This window comes from Corynebacterium mustelae (assembly GCF_001020985.1).
GTDB lineage: Bacteria > Actinomycetota > Actinomycetes > Mycobacteriales > Mycobacteriaceae > Corynebacterium > Corynebacterium mustelae.
Window position 1 is genome coordinate 1,152,564 of sequence record NZ_CP011542.1, and the last position, 18,427, is coordinate 1,170,990.

Consider the following 18,427-nt stretch of genomic DNA (forward strand, 5'->3'; position numbering starts at 1 on the left):
CGGAGTAAAAATCCTTAGAAGATTTAAATACGGTTAGTTATTGCGCAAGGTTGCGGCCTTGAGGGAATCATAAGGCTCCGCAGAGACGATCGTCACGGTAATCACCTTGCCGCTTGGGGCGGTGTATTCCCGAGTTTCGCCTTCACTTGCGCCCAAAATGGCGGCACCGAGTGGCGACTGCTCAGAATAGGTTTCCAGATCCTTGTTATCGGATGCTGCGGCGCGGGTACCGATGAGGAAGGTTTCTTTATCGGACTCATCACCGTTGTAGTACACATGCACCACCGAACCAACATGAGCTACACCTTCCACGATGCCAGCGCGTTCAGTGGTGGAATTAGCAAGAATCTCAGAAATTTGCTTAATGCGGGCTTCTTCCTGATCCTGCATCTCGCGGGCGGCATCGTAGCCGGCGTTTTCCTTAAGGTCGCCTTCTTCGCGGCGCTCGTTGATTTCTGCTGCGACGACCGGGCGGTGTGCGATCAGGGCGTTAAGCTCTTCTTCCAGCTTTGCTTTGGTTTCTGGGGTGATGTACTGCTTTTGGTTTTCAGCCATGATAAGTTTCGTGCCTTTTCTTCACTTCTTTGATAGTCATTGTGAAACCCCTGACAGGAAAACAACCGTTGTTGTCATGCAGGGGTCATAAAATTTGTGTATTGACGTGGAATCTTACCACACCCACCAATGGTGGTGTTTAGCCGCTGGTGTCCAAATAGAACGGAATATCCTCACTGCACCCATAAGCGCCACCGGCGACAGCCAATTCCCGGGTAGCAATATCGGTTTCAATGCGTTGCTGCGTCGGTCCGCCCGGTGGAATGTAGACCTCTCGGCGTCCGACCTCTGCCATGTCGTAATTGAGTGCTGTGACGATGCAATACGCAGGCACGGAGACGTCTTTGCGACTGATGTCAGCCCACACCCGCAATGTGGAGTCGTCGATACGCTCGGAACTGGCAAAGGAGATATTGGTCGACTGGTTTTCAACCGTACGCAGGTATTTGGCAAAAGCGACCCCAAATGAGGTAACTAAAACGAGTGTGAAAATAGCCACGAGCTTGCCAGTCCAGCCAGTGCCCGACTGATGCGGTGTTGCGTGATACCTCGAACGATTGGACATAGTGCGGGTCAAAACTCCTTGTACTGGGCCTTAAGCATGACATACCGGGTACAAACTTAAAGCCGAAGTGGCTGTCGTTATGGGCAATTAACCATGCTTATCTTACCTAATAATTCTCAGTTACTATCTGAGGTTGTTAAGACAGTACAGTTAAGAGAAGTTTTTACGCGGAGACTGCCGCCAAACAAATACATCTGGGCGGGCAGTTGCATATTTTCACCAGAAAGAAGGAACGAGATCCGTGACCGGTTTGCGTATTCTTGCTATTCACGCCCACCCCGACGATGAATCGAGCAAAGGCGCAGCCACTATGGCGCGCTATGTTGCTGAGGGGCATCGCGTCATGGTGCTTACGTGTACTGGTGGGGAACGAGGCGACATTCTCAATCCAGCGATGGATAAACCGGGTGTTTTAGAAAACATCAAAGCCGTGCGCGAGCAGGAAATGGCAAACGCTGTTGCAGCCCTTGGGGTGGAGCACAAGTGGTTGGGTTACGTCGATTCTGGTCTACCGGAGGGGGATCCACTACCGCCGCTGCCGGAGGGTAGTTTCGCATTGGCGGATACTGACGAGGTGACCGCGAAAGTGGTGGAAACCATTCGCGAGTTTCAGCCGCATGTCATTATCACTTACGACGAAAATGGTGGTTATCCACATCCTGATCATCTTAAAGTCCATGAAGTCTCAATGCGTGCTTGGGAGGACGCGGGGAATCCCGACTACCACCCGGAGCTGGGTGCCGCCTGGGAGCCTAAGAAACTGTATTATTCGCATGGGTTTATCCGGCAGCGGTTGGGGCTTTTCCACAATTTGCTTATCGACGAAGGAAAGCCCAGCCCTTACACAGAGATCTTGGATCGATGGAAAGCACATAAAGGCGACATCATGCTGCGGGTGACCACACAGGTGGAATGTTCCGAATACTTCCCGCAACGCGATGATGCTTTGCGGGCGCACGCAACCCAGATTGATCCGGCCGGTACGTTCTTCGGTACACCGATTGAGGTTCAGCAGCGGTTGTGGCCCACGGAAGAATTTGAATTAGCTAAAACCAGAGTGCGTACTTCGTTGCCTGAGGATAGCCTGCTGGCTGGATTGGAATAATCGGTTCCTAAGTTCAGATTCTGTGCTTCTAAAGGTGTAGCGGTTTGGGTTGGTTTTCCGACAAATATTATGGGTAGTGTGTGCGGCGATTTTTCTCGCGGTGTTAGCTACTGAAGTTAGCTGTCGGCATGGGCTGCGGACTACACTGATAACGGGTGAGAGCGCGAAATAGTGCTCTCGAGTGAATCAATTTATGGAGGTCATGGTGATTGTTCCATCACTGGCACTTAAGGCATCGGCTGTACAAACGGTAGTTTTTCTGGCTCAGCAGGGACCTGGTCCGGTGGGTAGTGAATTTGGCAAGGCCTCTCCGGTAGGTTGGTTCGTCTTGATCGCCCTTGTGGTGGCGGTGTTGTTTATCGGATGGGCGTTTCACCGCCGTTATAGCCGCATGAACCGGCGGCGCATGTTTGCCGAGGCTCATGGAATAGACCCATTCGATCAGGAAAAACTTGACGCAGCAATGGCGGAGGCTGGTGTCTTGGATCAGCGGAAAAAGAGCTGGTTCTAGCCGCTTAGGATGGCAAAAAGTTTTGGTTATTAGGTAGAGGAGAGTGCGGTTCGTGAAGAAACCGAATGTCGTGATACCAACATTGCTCTACCCCCTTTATGAACGCCGATTATTGCGGGAAATTTCCGGGGCAAAACAACCAAATCACGTGGCGATAATGTGCGACGGCAATCGCAGGTGGGCCAGGGAAGCTGGTTTTATTGACGTAAGTCATGGACACCGGGTGGGGGCGAAGAAGATTGGTGAAATGGTTTCTTGGTGTGCAGACACCGATGTGGAACTGGTGACAATTTACTTGCTATCCACAGAAAATCTTGGCCGGGAACACGACGAATTACAACTTCTTCTTGACATCATTTGCGATGTTGTTGACGAGATTTCCTCCCCAGAAAGTAATTGTCGGGTGCGCTTGGTGGGGCATTTAGATCTGCTACCGGAACACATCGCGCACCGCCTGGTCGCCTCGGCGGAATTAACCGCGAATAACACTGGGGTGGCGGTGAATGTTGCGGTTGGATATGGGGGACGACAGGAGATTGTCGACGCGGTGCGGGAATTGATCGCCACCGAGGCAGCCAGCGGTACGAGTGCTGAGGAGATGGTGGACAAAATCAGTGTCGAGTCCATCTCCTCACATTTATATACTTCCGGCCAACCCGATCCGGATTTGGTTATCCGTACCTCCGGTGAACAGCGGTTATCAGGCTTTTTATTGTGGCAGGCGGCTTATTCAGAGATTTGGTTTACCGACACGTACTGGCCTGCTTTTCGACGCCTCGACTTCCTGCGTGCCTTGCGGGAATATTCAAAGCGATCAAGACGTTTTGGTAAGTGATGCGTATTTGTTTATGGAAGGCTAACTGATAAATGGCCACTGTGTACATCAGATATAAGTCGGCATACTCTTCCACCCGCCACTATGCCGAACGCCTAGCGGAATTGCTAGGCACAGAGGCGTATGATCTTTCTATCCCAGTACCTGACGACGGTGAACCAGTTGTGGTTCTAAGCTACGTGCACGGACCAAAAATACCAGCGGCAACTTGCGTCTCGGAATTGCATGCACGTGCATCGGCGCCACGTCCACTGGCAGCGGTGGCGGTGGGGATGACTCCCATCGACGTGGCTGAAGAGAAAGATCAACTGCTAGAACTGGTTCCCGCAGAATGCGCCCGTTTTTATCTCAGTGGGGATCTCATTTACTCAACTATGCAGGCGAAGCATAAAGCGATTATGACCTCGATTGTGACTGCACTTCGGTTTAAGCCAAAGCGCAACCAGGGCGAACAAAATATCGTCGATAGCTACAACGTTGACACCAGAACCATGGATTTCGCGCAGTTAGCGCCAATTGTTGAGTGGGCTACCCGACGCTAGCCGTGGGGTAGGGGGTAGTGCGAGTTGGTGTGGACGCAGGTGTCGTATTAAAAAACATAAGAACTTTCCGCTGAAGGTGGGCGGATTTTTCTTGATACACATACATATTTTCCAGCGACCAAAATTTCTAAGGAAAACCACGATGAAACTCGCAAAAACAATAGTGACTTTGGCACTGAGTGTCACGCTCATTCAAGGCGTACCGACCGCTAAAGCTGCAGAGCAGCCAGCCTCCGAGGCAACTGCCACTGGTTCCTCGCAACTTGGAAGCTCGGCTGTGCTTGGTAATCTACTGACAGATTTCGACCGAGAGCAGGGAGTATTTTCCTACCATACGGTGTTTCGTATCTTGTCGAAGTTTGTTCCGGGGTTAACAGACCGCCAGCGTGACGCATTCCGCTATGGTCCGACTACTGCGGAACAGGCACAGGCATGCAAGGACCGGCACGCAGATGCCATTGCGGCAGGAACGGATGCAGCAACTTTGCCCTGTTCAATCTCAGAGATCTCCTATGAAGAATACTCCGATGCACAGCGTGCCATCGGTGCTGCGCTATCGCTTTCCAGCGATGCGTTTAACAAACCGGAGAAGCCACACGCGGATTAAATTTTTCGCATCCTCACCCGGTGGATACTGTGATCACCGCGCTTTGTTAGCACAAGTGATGCACGTACTCGGGTGGGTAAAATATTTTCCACCAGGTTTGGAAGATTAATCGTTTGCCAGATATCGCGAGCCTCACGGATTGCTGCGCTATCTGGCAATTCCGCGTAGTGGGAAAAGTGCGCGTCAGGAGCGCGGAACACGGTGGAGCGCAGTTGTAGGAAGCGTTCAATATACCATCGTTCAATATCGTCGGTTTTTGCGTCGACATAAACGGAGAAATCGAATAAATCGGAAACCACCAGGGTAGGGCCGGTTTGTAAGACATTGAGGCCTTCGACGATGAGGATGTCGGGCCGGTTGACGGTGATAAATTCCCCCGGCACCCGATCATAAAGGGTGTGGGAATACACCGGTGCTTTCACATCCGGTTTGCCAGATTTCACGTCGGTGACAAACCGAAGCAGCGCCCGCTGATCGTAGCTTTCTGGATACCCTTTGCGCTTCATGATTCCTCGGCGATGTAATTCCGCTGCCGGGTAGAGGAATCCGTCGGTAGTAATCAGATCAACATGCGGATGGCTGGGCCACCGCTGTAGTAGTACCTGCAATAGGCGTGCGGTGGTGGATTTGCCAACGGCTACGGAACCCGCGACCCCAATGACAAAGGGGACATGTTGGGCGCGTTCGCCTAAGAATGTTTCGGTGGCGGCGGTTAGTTCCTGGCGCGCCTGAACCTGAAGATGGATCAGACGGCTGAGTGGCAAATATACTTCTGCGACCTCTTCAAGGTCAATGTTTTCGCCAATGCCCCGGAGTTTTTCCAAGTCTTCTTCGGTGAGCACCTGGGGAAAGGACTTACGGAGTTCTCGCCAGGCGGAGCGGTCGAAATCCAGGTAGGGGCTGGAGTCATTGGGGCGGGCCATGTTCACCATTGTGCCAAGAACACCTACCTTGACCAAAGTTCAGTGGGGCATACGGCAGCTGTATATTTGCTGATAGGTTGCGGCGGGCGTCGAAAAGCTAACGGTGCAACGCCGCAGCATTAACCCGTATTGAATGTGGGATTGTTTTAGCGGCGATACTGTAAAAATCATCTTGTGGGTTAGACTACCTGTTGGGTACAACTCTGGTGGTGGACCAGGGGCTCAACAGTGATGAAAGGTTTGCGGGCCATAAAGAATGACGAATGACATCAGGTATCAGCCACTTGCGCAGCTTGATCCAGAAGTCGCAGGTGCAATCGCGGGCGAGCTTTCCCGCCAGCGCAATACTTTGGAAATGATCGCTTCGGAAAACTTCGTGCCTCGTGCTGTGTTGCAGGCACAGGGATCGGTTTTCACCAATAAATACGCCGAAGGCTACCCCGGACGCCGCTACTACGGTGGCTGCGAGCACGCCGACGTTGTAGAAGATTTGGCACGTAACCGGGCAAAAGAACTTTTCGGCGCGGAATTTGCTAACGTTCAGCCGCATGCTGGTGCGCAGGCAAACGCTGCGGTTCTCATGGCACTGGCTAACCCAGGCGATAAAATCATGGGATTGTCGCTTGCACATGGTGGTCACCTCACTCACGGCATGCACTTGAATTTCTCCGGGAAATTGTATGAAGTTGCAGCTTACGAGGTTGATCCCACTACATTCCGGGTGGATATGGATAAGGTGCGCGAACAGGCCTTGGCGCAACGCCCGCAGGTGCTGATCGCCGGTTGGTCAGCCTACCCACGCCACCAGGATTTCGAGGCGTTTCGCGCCATCGCCGATGAGGTGGGTGCGAAGTTGTGGGTCGATATGGCTCACTTCGCTGGTCTGGTGGCAGCTGGTCTGCACCCAAGCCCAGTGCCATATGCTGATGTTGTCTCCACCACGGTTCACAAGACCTTGGGTGGTCCGCGTTCCGGCATGATTTTGGCGAAGCAGGAGTATGCTAAGCCACTCAACTCGGCGGTCTTCCCAGGTCAGCAGGGTGGTCCGCTGATGCACGCGGTTGCGGCTAAAGCCGTGGCCATGAAGATTGCGGGCACTGAAGAATTCAAGGAGCGCCAGGCGCGCACCATTGAAGGTGCGAAGATTATCGCCGAGCGGTTGACTGCGGCTGATTGCGCCGCAGCGGGCGTCGATGTGTTGACCGGCGGCACCGATGTGCACTTGGTTTTGGTGGATCTGCGCAACTCCAAGCTGGATGGGCAGCAGGCAGAAGACCTCATGCACGAGGTAGGTATCACCGTTAACCGCAATTCGGTTCCGTTTGATCCTCGTCCGCCAATGGTCACCTCGGGCCTGCGTATCGGAACCCCAGCGTTGGCTACCCGCGGTTTCGACGCGGAAGCGTTCAGCCAGGTTGCCGATATCATTGCTGAGGCGCTCACCGGTAAGACTGATGTGGCAACGCTACGTGATCGGGTAACCGCATTGGCGGAGCAATTCCCGCTTTACGACGGTTTAGAGGACTGGAAGCTTTCTTAATGTAAATAAAATCCACCCTCATACCAGCAGTTAGCGCAAAAGACATGAGGGTGGATTTTTGGGTTTTCTAGTCGGTCGTATGATCGCCGCTTAACCGCGCTGTGGTGCGCAGTGGGGTATGGGTGACAAAACTAACCAAAATCAGGCTTAGCGCCACCAGTGGGATCAGCAGCAAAAACACCGGGGTCAAGGCGTCGTTATAGGCGCCGACGAAAGCATCGTGAAGCGGGGTGGGGAGATTTTGCACCAACGCTGGGGTCATGTGGTTCGCGTCGAAGGAACCGGCACCGATCGCTGTGCGCTCTGCTTCGCTTAACGACGCCACCGCCGCAGGCAGCCGCTGTTCTAACAGGGTGGAGAGATTGCCCACGAACACACCACCAACCAAGGCGGCACCCAGTGAGGCACCGATTTGGCGGAAGAAATTATTGACCGCTGTGGCTGAACCAACTACCTCTAGCGGCAACGAGTTTTGCACAATCAGAACCAGCACCTGCATGCATAGGCCCAACCCGGCACCCAAAATAAACAAATACAGCCCGATCTGCCATAACGGCGTATCCACCGTTAATCCGTGCAATAGCATCAGCGCGCCGATGGTGATCGACATGCCGATGATAGGGAAGTGGCGGTAGCGGCCGGTGGCGGTGATGCGATTTCCCGACCAGATGGAAAACCCTAACATGCCAACCATCATGGGGATCATCATGAATCCAGCATTGGTGGCGGAGATCCCCTCCACCATTTGGATGTAGGTGGGTAAGTACCCTAAAACGCCGAACATAGCGATTCCCAATACCAAGCCGGCGCCGGTGGTCAGCGCGAAATTCCGGTTGGCGAAGAAATCCAGCGGAATCAGCGGATCGGCGGCGCGTCGTTCCACGATCACGAGGACGGTGCCGGCAATAACTGTGCTGGCGATAAGCCCAAGAATCACCGGATCGGTCCACGCATATTGCGAGCCGCCCCAGGTGCTAACCAGAATCAACGAAACGGTGGGGATAATCATGAAGAACGTACCGAGGTAATCCCAATTAACTGCCGCTTTCGCAGGGCGGGGAATCCGAATGACGACAGCGGCCACGGCGATCGCGATGATACCTAACGGCAGATTCATCCAAAATGCCCAGCGCCAGCCGACGCCTTCGGTAAACCAGCCGCCGAGTAGCGGCCCGAGGACGGAGGAGAGCCCGAATACGCCGCCCATCACACCCATATAGCGGCCGCGGTCCCGTGCCGGAATGATGTCGGCGATAATCGCCTGGGATAAAATCATCATGCCGCCTGCGCCAATGCCTTGGACCGCGCGGCCGGTAATCAAAAGCGTCATGGAATCAGCCATGCCGCCGATAACCGAACCTAGCAAGAAAATCCCCAAAGCTGCGATGAAAAGATTCTTCCGGCCTAGTATGTCGCCTAATTTTCCATAGATCGGCAGCATGATGGTTTCGGCTAAAAGATAGGCGGTGATAACCCACATCATGTGGTCGACCCCGCCGAGTTCGCCGACGATGGTCGGCAGCGCGGTGGAGAAGATCATCTGGTCGAGGCTTGCTAATAACATGCTCACCATGAGCGCACCTAGTACCCACCAGGCGCGTTTTTGCTCCTCGGGCGTCATAGAAGTGGTATGCCTACCTACTTCGGGTTTATGTTTTGCAGATTTCTGTTTTATAAGTGTCATGATTGTTATGCTTTCGATTGAAGAATTGTGGTGGAATCGGCTAATACATCACGTGCTACGGCTTTAAAGGCGTGTGGCTCTATCGGATCCGTAGCTTTAGTCAGCATGTACGCCGAGCGAATTGCTGATACCGCAATGCCGGTGACGATCAACGCTTCCGCTGCGGGGGTGGCTTTGGTGCGTTGCCGGTTGGGGTGGGTGGCCAAATACTCCTCGATGAGCCGCTCGACCTGTTCTTGAGCTTGGTGAAACCGCGCGAAGTGCTGTCGGAGGAGTTCTGGTTCCGCTTCTAAGATGCGATGCCGCCTGGTGTAAGTGACGGAATTGAATGTGTGCCGCACCGGATCAAAGATCATATCTAGCAGTACTTCTAACGCTGCCTTGGTCAGATTGGAGTGATCGACTGCAATGAATTGTTCATTATGTTCTTTGGTCAGCGGGGTGGGGGCTGGCCCTAAGATTGCATCTTCTTTGGTGGGGAAGTAATTGAAAAACGTGCGTTTGGAAATTCCGGCTTCGGCGGCAATTTCGTCGATGGTCACATGCGACATGCCTTTTTCTAAGATCAGCCGGGTGGAGATTTCTTCAAGAATGGCATAGGTTTTGGCGCGTTTGGTTTCGCGATGAGATTTTTGTTGTTGCGTCATTAACGTGAGTATAGTTCTGAAATTTCACTAAGTGCAAAATTGCACCCTGTGAAATTAGGGCATTGTGTCGTCCTGCGTGTAACCGGTCACATGGCGCGGGTGGTGGAACCTGGATTAACCTCTAAAAGGTGCGTGTCCTCGTTATCGATCATCGTGATTCATTTACCTACAACCTGGTCTCCTACATTGAAGACATCATCGGCGCCCGCCCTGTTGTCTTAAGCTACGATGCGGACTACGACATTGCGGACGTCGAAAAGTTCGATGCCATCGTGCTGTCACCGGGGCCCGGTCGGGTCGATAACCCCAGTGACATCGGAAAAACCCTTGACGTTATCCGGGAAACCACCGTTCCCATTTTGGGCGTTTGCCTGGGACACCAAGCCATCAATTACGCCTGGGGCGGCGGCACCACCCGGGCACCGGAACCCGTGCACGGGCGAACCTCGCTGGTAGAACACGACGGCACCGGATTATTCGCAGGGATAGAAAACCCGGTGACCGTCGTCCGGTACCACTCGCTTATTGCCGATCCCATCGCGAACGACATTACAATCACCGCACGTTCTACCGACGGCATCACCATGGCGATCGCCCATGCGAGCAAGCCTCAGTGGGGCGTACAATTCCACCCCGAATCCATCGGCGGTTTCGACGGGCATAGGCTACTGGAAAACTTCCTGCGGCTCGCAGCTAAGCATACAGGCAAAGATTTCGTCACCAATGCTGCTGGTGCTGGCGGCGAACTAGCTGAAGACCCAACTGACGACAAACCCGGATCAAGCGAATCGTGCCAGTGGAAAGTCGAAGCCCGAACCCTCGATTTTGCGGTCGATGCCGCTGCGGCCTTTCACCACCTATACCGCGAAAAGACGGCTACCTTTTGGTTCGATGCTGGCGATAACAACCACCCCGATGGCAAAGTAAGCTACTTCGGCGATAATTCCGGCCCGCATTCTGGCGGCGAACACATCGACGGTAGTGATAGTGGGGCGTTGTATGTCGCCGAGAAGGAACTGTTTAGCGCCTGCACCCGCGACGTCGACCATCTCGACCTTGATTTCACCCTCGGCTGGGTCGGATTCGTCTCCTATGAAGTCAAAAATATCTGCGGTCATTCCGCCTCAGCAGTGCAGCACTATCCCACCACGTCGTTTATCTTCACCGATCGGGTCATCGCGGTCGATCATCGCCGTAATAAAACCCACATCCTGTTTTTACTGGAAACCGAAAGCGGGCAGGAAGACGGAACCATGTCGCAGCCAGCACGCGATACCGCAGCCAACGCCGCACAATATGAGTGGGCGCAGGCAATATGTGACCAGCTTCGCACGCTGCAACCGGTTCCCATCCCGGCCGATCCGATCACGATCGGACCGCTTTACGCCCGGCATAACAAACAGGAGTACCTAGCCAAGATAGCCGCCTGCCAGGAGTACATCCGCGCCGGGGACAGCTACGAGATTTGTTTAACAAACCAGCTCACTGCCAATGTTGTTTCGTGTGATCCACTGGGAACGTACCTTAAATTCCGGGACCTTAACCCCGCCCCTTTCGGTGCATTCCTCAATTTCGGCGACCAGATTATTCTTTCCAGCTCGCCGGAACGGTTTATTAAAGTCACGCCCGAGCGGGTTATCGAATCCCGCCCTATCAAGGGAACCCGGAAACGCAGCGAAAATCCTGTGGTCGATAACCAGCTAAAGGCAGACCTTGCGACCAACCCCAAAGACCGGTCGGAAAACCTCATGATCGTCGATCTGGTGCGCAACGATTTAGCCCGGATCGCACGGCCTGGAACGGTCATGGTCCCAGCACCGTTTGTCGTGGAATCCTTTGCCACCGTGCATCAATTGGTCAGCACCGTCACCGCCGAATTGGCCCCGGAAAACACCCTGGCGGACGTATTTTTCGCCACCTTCCCCGGCGGCTCCATGACTGGCGCGCCGAAGTACCGGTCGATGGACATCATTGAGGAATTAGAAGGCGGGCCGCGCGGAATCTATTCCGGCGCGGTTGGCTATTTCAGCTTGAACGGTGCCATGGATTTCTCCATGGTCATTCGAACCATCGTGATCCGCGATGGCCTGCTGGAATACGGGGTGGGCGGAGCCATTTTGGCTTTAAGCGACCCGGAAGAAGAATACCAGGAGACCATCACCAAAGCCGCACCGTTATTGAAATTGGTCGGTCAGGAATTCCCACAATGAGTTTCAATCTAGACCCAGGTAGCGAGCAGTTTGTTCCAGCTAAGAATCCACCAGCCGTAACTCCCCGGATCATTGATTCTTTCCTGGTGGATGATGGGCGAATCCGTAGCGTGGAAAGCCACTGCCACCGATTCGGTCGCAGCATCTACGCGGAATTTCCTGCTACTCGTTATCTGCTGAACACCGGCGACGTCGAAAGTTTTACTGTATCGCTCCTCGCAGCGCTTGCAACCATCATGCCGGTAGCAGGGCAGTGGTTTCCCAGATTGGAATACTATCCAGAAACCGACGACATTCGGTTTCTACTCCGCACGGCCCCCAATCAGCGCAGCCACACCGCACTATGGGTGCCCGAAACCCCAGACCCACGGCTCAAACCCCGGATCAAAGGGTGGGATTTAGACGAACTAACAGCGTTGAATGCTACCGCTCGCAGAAACGGTTGTGACGACGCCTTATTAGTCAACCCGGCGGGTGCTGCGATCGAAACGGCCTTTGGGGCGTTAGCGGTTATCGTCGATGGCACCATCTGTGCAGCCGAAACCGGCGTTTTAGAATCGGTCACGTGGAAGCTGACACAGAACTTACTCCCCACAACCGAGGCTTGCCTTAGCCCACAAGAGCTTATCCACTACCCGGTGATCGTCGGAAACGCGCTCCACGGTTGGACTGAAGTGCCCGAAATACTCATCGGCTCCACCCGACATCGGTTACCCACCGCACCGGAATTAGTACGGCGACTCAATGCCGCATTGTCGAACCACGCCGTCGATATTCGAACCTTTTAGAAACTAAAAAGCGCACGGCGTTAAAAATAGCCGTGCGACCTACTAGATATCTATTACAGTCAGTTGCGCCCTTTGTGGTGGGCAAGTGCTCACATTACTGGTACAACCAGGCGTTACTCTTCCACTGTCTCATCCGAATCCCCGGTCCGACTTTCGGCCAACGCGGTGCGGGCGGCACGCAACCAATCGGGTTGGTTTTCCAGTAGTTCCTTGATCTCAGCGGTGGTCAGTGCCTTATCCATACCATTGCGCTTGAGTGCGGCAATTGTGATACCAAGTTTTTGGGCAACCACCGGGCGCGGATGCGGCCCAGTACGGCGCAACTGAACCAACCACTCCGGTGGATTCTTCTGCAATGCCACAAATTCCTCGTGGGTCAACGCGTTAGCTTGGAACTCCTCTGGCGTGGCTGGCAAAAATATCCCCAGCTTCTTTGCCGCAGTTTGGGGCTTCATTGCGGTGCCGGATGGCTTGCGTACAGATTCTTCATTCACACAAACAACGGTAGCATTAACTTCCATGTTGAGCTTAAGCTTCGTAACCGGCACCGAACCCGACAAGTGGTGCGGTCGCTTCACCGAACGCACCCGCCACGGCGGATTAACCCCGACAAGCAGCGACGATCCGCTCGCGTCGGTCATCGCCGGTACCGCCGACCTGGGACTAGTACGACTACCCGACGCTCGCGTCGACGACAGCATGTACGTGGTAACGCTTTACGACGAACAACTGGGCGTGGCTGTTAACAAAGACCACACCCTCACCCTGTTGGAAACCCTCACCGAATCTGATATCACCGACGAAATCATTCACTACCGGCTACCAGCGACCGCTATTCTCACCGGCGAAACCATAGCCGAGATTCGCACCCACCTCCAGGTGGTTGCCGCCGGGGTTGGAGCAGTGATCGCCCCACGACCACTGTTGAAAAACTTAAGCGGAAATCTCGTGGAGCATCGTGAACTTTCCGACCCCCATGTAACCGCCACCACCATTGCATTGGTATGGCGAAAAGAAAAAGACAACGACGCAATTCAAGATTTCGTCGGAATCGCCAAAGGCCGAACCGCTAATTCCTCCCGCCAGGCACAACCGAAGAAAACTGCGCGGGAAAAAGCACTGGCCAAAAAAGCCCGTACTGCTTCGGCCCGCTCCGGAAAATCCGGCAAAGACACAACTAAGACCGCGTCAAACAAGGCGCGCCGGGGTGGCGTCGACAAGCAAAAACCTAGAAAACGCCGCACCAAAAAATAAATCATAATTTAAACCGCACAGTTTGCCCCGGTGCCAACTGAGCGCAGCGGTCACAAGCCCGAGACGTTAACACCGCGATAACCGGATAGCCACCTGTTACTGGATGATCCGGGCCAAAAACCACAGGATGCCCATTAGGCGGAACCTGAATCGCACCCCGCACCATGCCCTCACTCGCCAATTCGCCAGCCCGGGAACGCGCAAGCGGGGCAGTGGGAATCATTCGTACCCCCACCCGATTGGAATCGGCGCTGACCGTGAAAACTTGGCTCAAGAAACTGTCGATCGTCTCAGCACTGAACCAGTCATGGCGCGGTCCTAGAATAACGTGTAACTCCTCCTGCGGCACCCTGCGCCACAACGTCGGAATCTGCCGCAACCTGGGCCACCACTGAAGCTCCTCGATAAACCCCCGCGACGACCACAAAACATCACCAGCCATAATTGGGGCAGGCCCGATACCACTGAGTTGATCCCTGGCAGCCGACCCCAATTCTTGCGCGACATCGAAACCGCCGCGTACCGCCAGATAAGCACGCAAACCATAGTCAGGTGTAAGTACCTGTAACCGGTCAGAAGCCACCACGTCAATGATGACATTTGTATAGCTGCGTTGAACCCGGCCATCAACGGACTCGATTATGATCTGGGCATCGGTGCCGGTAATAATCACACTGGTGGACACCAAGAATTCCACCACAAAACCACCCATAAGTAATTCAATCACCGGCGCGGTAGCAGCATTACCTACAGCATGGTTAGCCCGCGCCGCCGACAACCGGTCGAAACTACCGGAAGCGCTGACCCCCATCGCAGCGAATCCCGGTCGACCTCGATCTTGGAACAACGCCAACGGGCCAGCCTGTACCACCCGCGCAATCGGTAGGGAATCGTGCCGGGGTGGTGCCAATATCGCCGATGATTGTCCATCATGCATGTCAGTCATGATTCCTCCACAAATCGCACCGCATCGCCTGGCTGAATAAGCGATGGGCGCTCACGATAACTATCCCACAGTATCTCGCGGGTAGTGCCAATAATCTGCCACCCGCCCGGTGATTGCTGCGGATACACCGCACTATAACTACCTGCTAACCCAACTGAGCCAGCTGGAATGGCAGTACGCGGACTGGACCGTCTAGGCACCTGAAACGGGTAATTCGCCGCAGTGAGGTACATAAAACCCGGTGCAAAACCGCCGAACGCAGCAATCCACCGGGTTGACGTATGGATAGCGATGAGTTCCTTTGTAGTCACATCTAAAGCACGCGCTGTGTCAGTCAGATCTAATCCGTCATACCTGACCGGGATCTCAATGGTTACCATCGGGTCCAACGCTGAAGCAGAGGCCGAAACCGGAAGAGCCTTAATCACCTTCGCTGCCTGGGTGGGCGTTAACTGGGCCGGGTCTACCGTTACCACGATTGTTTCGGCAGCTGGGACGATATCAACAATACCTACCAGTTGCTCATTGCGGATTGCTTCCATAATGGCGGAATGAAGCTCCATGACAGTGTCGAGTATCTTAGTCGCATCGATCGGGGTGGCCGTGACATCAACGATGAGGGCGGCGTCGCCGAGTGGTCTAATTGCCAGAGCCAATGCTCACACCTTCCGCCGTCAATTCGGTGCGGATACGATCAATCAAAGCCAAAGCCTGCGGGTTATCCCCATGCACACACAAGGAATCAGCTGGCAGCGTGATCGTGGTGCCGTCAATTGTGGAAATCGGTTGCCTTGTGGCAAACGCCACCGCCTGCGCGGCAGCCACCTCCGGGTCATGATGCACCGCGCCGGCAAGAGAACGAGAAACTAAGGACCCGTCGGGATTATAAGCGCGATCAGCGAATACTTCTTCAATCACGCTCAGACCAGCCGACCTCGCCCAATCCACGATAGGACTGGCGGCTAACACCATCAACGACAGTGACTGATCAAGTGCTGCGATAGCTTCGATTACGGCCATCGCTTGGGTTTTATCACTGGCGATGGTGTTATAGAGCGCCCCATGGGGCTTGACGTATTCAACCGTTCCACCACTTGCAGTTGCCGCAGCTTGGAGCGCCCCAATCTGATAAATAATTTCGGCAGTGAGTTCTCGCGGCGAATATATCATGGTGCGGCGCCCGAAGCCGCTTAAATCACGGTATCCCGGGTGGGCTCCGATCCGAACCCCGCCAGCGATAGCTTGAGCGGTGGTGTCAAGCATCACCTGGGGGTCTCCGGCGTGGAAACCGCAAGCGATATTCGCGCTGGTAATCAGCTTTAACACCTCGGTGTCGTTTCCGATGGTATACGCGCCGAAGCTTTCTCCTAAATCGGCGTTAAGGTCAATCTGCGCCATGGGCACGCTCCTTGAATTTTTTAAGGGTGAGCGAATGATGGGATTCGGTGCTTTGTCACACGGTGCCGTTATTACTGTGTAAAAAAACTACGGCAAAAAGAGGCACGCGTGTGGTTTCGGATCAGCTGCCAAGCAATGCGAATACTTTTTCAAAGGACTGCCACGCCAACCACCATGCAACGATAGCCGCGATTGCCCCCACAACAATAAGCCAGCGGGGATAGCGGTAACCGTGTAGAAGATCTGTCGAGCGAAACGCCGCAATATAGACGATTAGGGTGAAACCTATTGGTAGAACCAAACCGTTAAATGCACCCGCAAAGACTAGGAGCAACGCTGGTGCAGTGCCGACTGCTACGAAAGCGGTGCAGGAGATAACGATGAAGATGATGGTGATGATGGATTGCAGGCGTTTCTTCTCCGGTGTATTGGGTACCAGGAAGGTCGCTGAGGTGTAACTTGCGCCAATGACGGAACTTAGGGCTGCTGCCCATAGAACAATGCCGAACAGCCGTAGTCCTATTTCGCCAGCGGCGGCTTCGAATGCTTGGGCTGCTGGATTTCCAGCCGGGTCGAGCATGACTCCACCAACAACCACCCCCAACACCGCAAGGAACAAAACAACCCGCATTATTCCGGTTAGTAAAATACCGGTGATTGAAGAAGTAGTGACGCTCTTGACGTGTTCGATTCCAGTTTTGCCAGAATCTAGCATTCGGTGTGCACCGGCGTAAGTGATATAGCCGCCAACGGTTCCTCCGACCAGCGTGGTGATCACCACCCAATCAATATCGTCTGGTAGCACCGAATTGCGTAATGCCTCGCCTATTGGCGGTTGTGATACTACGGCAACATAAAGAGTAAGCGCCATCATTGCGATACCAAGCACGACAAGGATCTTGTCTAAGGCAGCACCCAATTGTTTAAACAAGAAAATAGCGATGGCGATTAATGCGGTGATAACGCCGCCAATCTTGGCATCCAAGCCCATGAGCGCATTGAGCCCCAAACCGCCACCTGCGATGTTTCCGATATTAAAGACCAAGCCGCCGATCGCGATCAAGGCCGCAAGGAAATACCCAAGACCAGGAATTACTCGGTTGCCCAGCTGCTGTGCTCGCATGCCAGAAATTCCGATCACTCGCCAGACATTCATTTGAATGGCAATATCAAGCACGATGGATACCACGATCGCGAAGGCGAACGCGGCACCCATTTTGCTGGTGAAAGTCGCGGTCTGAGTGAGGAAACCCGGGCCAATGGCGCTGGTTGCCATGAGGAAGATCGCGCCGATGAGAGCGCTGCGGGTGGAGGCTTTGGCGGTTGCTTCCGCTAAAGATGGGTTGGTGGTTGGCGGCGGGGAAGTATCTGCCATACGGAGCTCTTTCCTTGACGAAGATTGTTTAACAATCTGTGGTTTTTGGGATCAACGGAAATCTATACCATAAGTGGCGGTTGGCACAATACTCCCATAAAGTGATCGGGCTTACATGAAGGTGGGGGCTGGTGTAGGGGGCGAACGGGGGTGTGGCGTACACTGGAAAACCAAAGCCATATCAGCATTGCCCCACCATTCTTTGCACACAATGATCATGAATCACTTTCCGCATAAAATCCGTTCCGCAGCCGACCAGCTTTATCGCCACATCAGTAAAGAGATCCTGGAAGGGGTGTATCGGCCTGATCAACAATTATCGGAAATGGCGGCAAGTGAAAAATATGGAGTTTCCCGTAATACTCTCCGCGAGGCATTTCGACTGCTTATACAAGAAGGATTACTGATTCACCGCCCGAATCGAGGGGTGTTCGTGCGAGCATTCACTGTTGCAGATTTGGAGGACCTCTACACTTTTCGACGCATGTGCGAGGCTGCTTGTCTGCGCCACATCGGATCCGACCCTGATGCCACCGCGAGTTGCATCGCCGCGATGCGGCAATCCTGCCTTGATGCTGACCAAGCAATGGCCAACCAGGATTGGAATGCGTTGGCTATAGCCAATAACCACTTCCACATGGCTATTTTCAGTTCCGGTGGCAATAGCCGCATGACTAGACTAGGGCGAACCATTCTGGCTCAATCCCGATTAGTGTTCATGACATCCGGCCAAGAAGACAAAGTCCATGTGCCGTTCATTCGCGATAATAAACGAATGTTGGAGCAGATCGAACGCGGAAGTTTATCAGCTGCGGTCATCTCGTTAGAGCAATACCTCAACCGTTCTCAAGCTAATATGGCGAAACTTCTTGCGGAAAAACAATAACGAAATCCACACATATTCGTGGTGTTACCAAAAACAAATGGAGGATGGTTAAACCA

General features: G+C 53.8%; 20 protein-coding genes. 10 read left to right on the top strand and 10 right to left on the bottom strand.

Annotated features, from left to right (window positions below):
- Positions 1-33: 33 nt before the first annotated feature.
- Positions 34-555 (bottom strand): transcription elongation factor GreA, encoded by a 522-nt coding sequence (greA, locus tag CMUST_RS05400; RefSeq protein ID WP_047261655.1) that lies wholly within the window; start codon positions 553-555, stop codon positions 34-36.
- Between the two features lie 139 nt (positions 556-694).
- Positions 695-1,120: a DUF4307 domain-containing protein gene (locus CMUST_RS05405; protein ID WP_047261656.1), complete on the bottom strand. Its 426-nt coding sequence runs from the start codon at positions 1,118-1,120 to the stop codon at positions 695-697.
- A 241-nt stretch (positions 1,121-1,361) separates the two neighbouring features.
- Between CMUST_RS05405 and mca the strand changes: the two genes are divergently transcribed.
- The 5 genes from mca to CMUST_RS05430 all read left to right on the top strand — a co-directional run bounded on the left by mca (position 1,362) and on the right by CMUST_RS05430 (position 4,720).
- The gene (gene mca, locus CMUST_RS05410; protein WP_047261657.1) at positions 1,362-2,225 is read left to right on the top strand and encodes a mycothiol conjugate amidase Mca; all 864 of its coding nucleotides are present in this window, start codon (positions 1,362-1,364) and stop codon (positions 2,223-2,225) included.
- A gap of 202 nt (positions 2,226-2,427) precedes the next feature.
- Entirely contained in the window at positions 2,428-2,736 is a 309-nt protein-coding gene (locus CMUST_RS05415; RefSeq protein WP_144414264.1) for a hypothetical protein, read from the top strand.
- A gap of 52 nt (positions 2,737-2,788) precedes the next feature.
- On the top strand, positions 2,789-3,571 hold the full coding sequence (locus CMUST_RS05420) for an isoprenyl transferase (RefSeq protein WP_169748507.1): 783 nt from the start codon (positions 2,789-2,791) through the stop codon (positions 3,569-3,571).
- 32 nt (positions 3,572-3,603) lie between these two features.
- Positions 3,604-4,113: a flavodoxin domain-containing protein gene (locus tag CMUST_RS05425; RefSeq protein WP_047261659.1), complete on the top strand. Its 510-nt coding sequence runs from the start codon at positions 3,604-3,606 to the stop codon at positions 4,111-4,113.
- 142 nt (positions 4,114-4,255) lie between these two features.
- Positions 4,256-4,720 carry a hypothetical protein gene (locus tag CMUST_RS05430; protein ID WP_047261660.1) on the top strand — a complete coding sequence of 155 codons (465 nt, stop codon included), beginning with the start codon at positions 4,256-4,258 and terminating at the stop codon, positions 4,718-4,720.
- On the opposite strand, the gene coaA is transcribed toward CMUST_RS05430, so the two are convergent.
- A complete protein-coding gene (gene coaA, locus CMUST_RS05435) occupies positions 4,717-5,643 on the bottom strand; it encodes a type I pantothenate kinase (protein ID WP_047263407.1) in 927 nt (308 codons plus the stop codon). The genes CMUST_RS05430 and coaA overlap by 4 nt on opposite strands.
- A gap of 256 nt (positions 5,644-5,899) precedes the next feature.
- Here coaA and glyA point away from each other — a divergent pair, with 256 nt between their 5' ends.
- Positions 5,900-7,183 carry a serine hydroxymethyltransferase gene (gene glyA, locus CMUST_RS05440; RefSeq protein ID WP_047261661.1) on the top strand — a complete coding sequence of 428 codons (1,284 nt, stop codon included), beginning with the start codon at positions 5,900-5,902 and terminating at the stop codon, positions 7,181-7,183.
- 67 nt (positions 7,184-7,250) lie between these two features.
- On the opposite strand, the gene CMUST_RS05445 is transcribed toward glyA, so the two are convergent.
- Both CMUST_RS05445 and CMUST_RS05450 read right to left on the bottom strand, forming a co-directional pair.
- Positions 7,251-8,867 carry an MDR family MFS transporter gene (locus tag CMUST_RS05445; RefSeq protein ID WP_047261662.1) on the bottom strand — a complete coding sequence of 539 codons (1,617 nt, stop codon included), beginning with the start codon at positions 8,865-8,867 and terminating at the stop codon, positions 7,251-7,253.
- A gap of 5 nt (positions 8,868-8,872) precedes the next feature.
- Entirely contained in the window at positions 8,873-9,514 is a 642-nt protein-coding gene (locus tag CMUST_RS05450; protein ID WP_052844546.1) for a TetR/AcrR family transcriptional regulator, read from the bottom strand.
- A 128-nt stretch (positions 9,515-9,642) separates the two neighbouring features.
- On the opposite strand from CMUST_RS05450, the gene pabB reads away from it, so the two are divergent.
- Both pabB and CMUST_RS05460 read left to right on the top strand, forming a co-directional pair.
- Positions 9,643-11,724 (top strand): aminodeoxychorismate synthase component I, encoded by a 2,082-nt coding sequence (gene pabB, locus CMUST_RS05455; protein WP_047261663.1) that lies wholly within the window; start codon positions 9,643-9,645, stop codon positions 11,722-11,724.
- Positions 11,721-12,512: an aminotransferase class IV gene (locus CMUST_RS05460; protein WP_052844547.1), complete on the top strand. Its 792-nt coding sequence runs from the start codon at positions 11,721-11,723 to the stop codon at positions 12,510-12,512. The genes pabB and CMUST_RS05460 overlap by 4 nt, the downstream gene beginning before the upstream one ends.
- 113 nt (positions 12,513-12,625) lie before the next feature.
- Here CMUST_RS05460 and CMUST_RS05465 read toward each other — a convergent pair whose 3' ends face one another.
- Positions 12,626-13,033 carry a DUF5997 family protein gene (locus tag CMUST_RS05465; protein ID WP_047261664.1) on the bottom strand — a complete coding sequence of 136 codons (408 nt, stop codon included), beginning with the start codon at positions 13,031-13,033 and terminating at the stop codon, positions 12,626-12,628.
- Between CMUST_RS05465 and CMUST_RS05470 the strand changes: the two genes are divergently transcribed.
- Positions 13,032-13,766, top strand: coding sequence for a LysR family transcriptional regulator substrate-binding protein (locus CMUST_RS05470; RefSeq protein ID WP_047261665.1), 735 nt, complete (start codon positions 13,032-13,034; stop codon positions 13,764-13,766). The two genes, CMUST_RS05465 and CMUST_RS05470, sit on opposite strands and share 2 nt — an antisense overlap.
- A gap of 1 nt (position 13,767) precedes the next feature.
- Here the strand turns inward: CMUST_RS05470 and CMUST_RS05475 are convergent, their stop codons facing one another.
- The 4 genes from CMUST_RS05475 to CMUST_RS05490 all read right to left on the bottom strand — a co-directional run bounded on the left by CMUST_RS05475 (position 13,768) and on the right by CMUST_RS05490 (position 17,485).
- Positions 13,768-14,712, bottom strand: a complete 945-nt coding sequence (locus CMUST_RS05475; RefSeq protein ID WP_407921995.1) for a 5-oxoprolinase subunit C family protein — start codon at positions 14,710-14,712, stop codon at positions 13,768-13,770.
- Positions 14,709-15,368, bottom strand: coding sequence for a 5-oxoprolinase subunit B family protein (locus tag CMUST_RS05480; RefSeq protein WP_083987424.1), 660 nt, complete (start codon positions 15,366-15,368; stop codon positions 14,709-14,711). Before CMUST_RS05480 ends, CMUST_RS05475 begins: the two co-directional genes overlap by 4 nt.
- A complete protein-coding gene (locus CMUST_RS05485; protein ID WP_047261666.1) occupies positions 15,352-16,110 on the bottom strand; it encodes a LamB/YcsF family protein in 759 nt (252 codons plus the stop codon). Before CMUST_RS05485 ends, CMUST_RS05480 begins: the two co-directional genes overlap by 17 nt.
- 121 nt (positions 16,111-16,231) lie before the next feature.
- Positions 16,232-17,485: an NRAMP family divalent metal transporter gene (locus tag CMUST_RS05490; protein ID WP_047261667.1), complete on the bottom strand. Its 1,254-nt coding sequence runs from the start codon at positions 17,483-17,485 to the stop codon at positions 16,232-16,234.
- A gap of 217 nt (positions 17,486-17,702) precedes the next feature.
- On the opposite strand from CMUST_RS05490, the gene CMUST_RS05495 reads away from it, so the two are divergent.
- Positions 17,703-18,371: a GntR family transcriptional regulator gene (locus CMUST_RS05495; RefSeq protein WP_158408198.1), complete on the top strand. Its 669-nt coding sequence runs from the start codon at positions 17,703-17,705 to the stop codon at positions 18,369-18,371.
- Positions 18,372-18,427 lie beyond the last annotated feature (56 nt).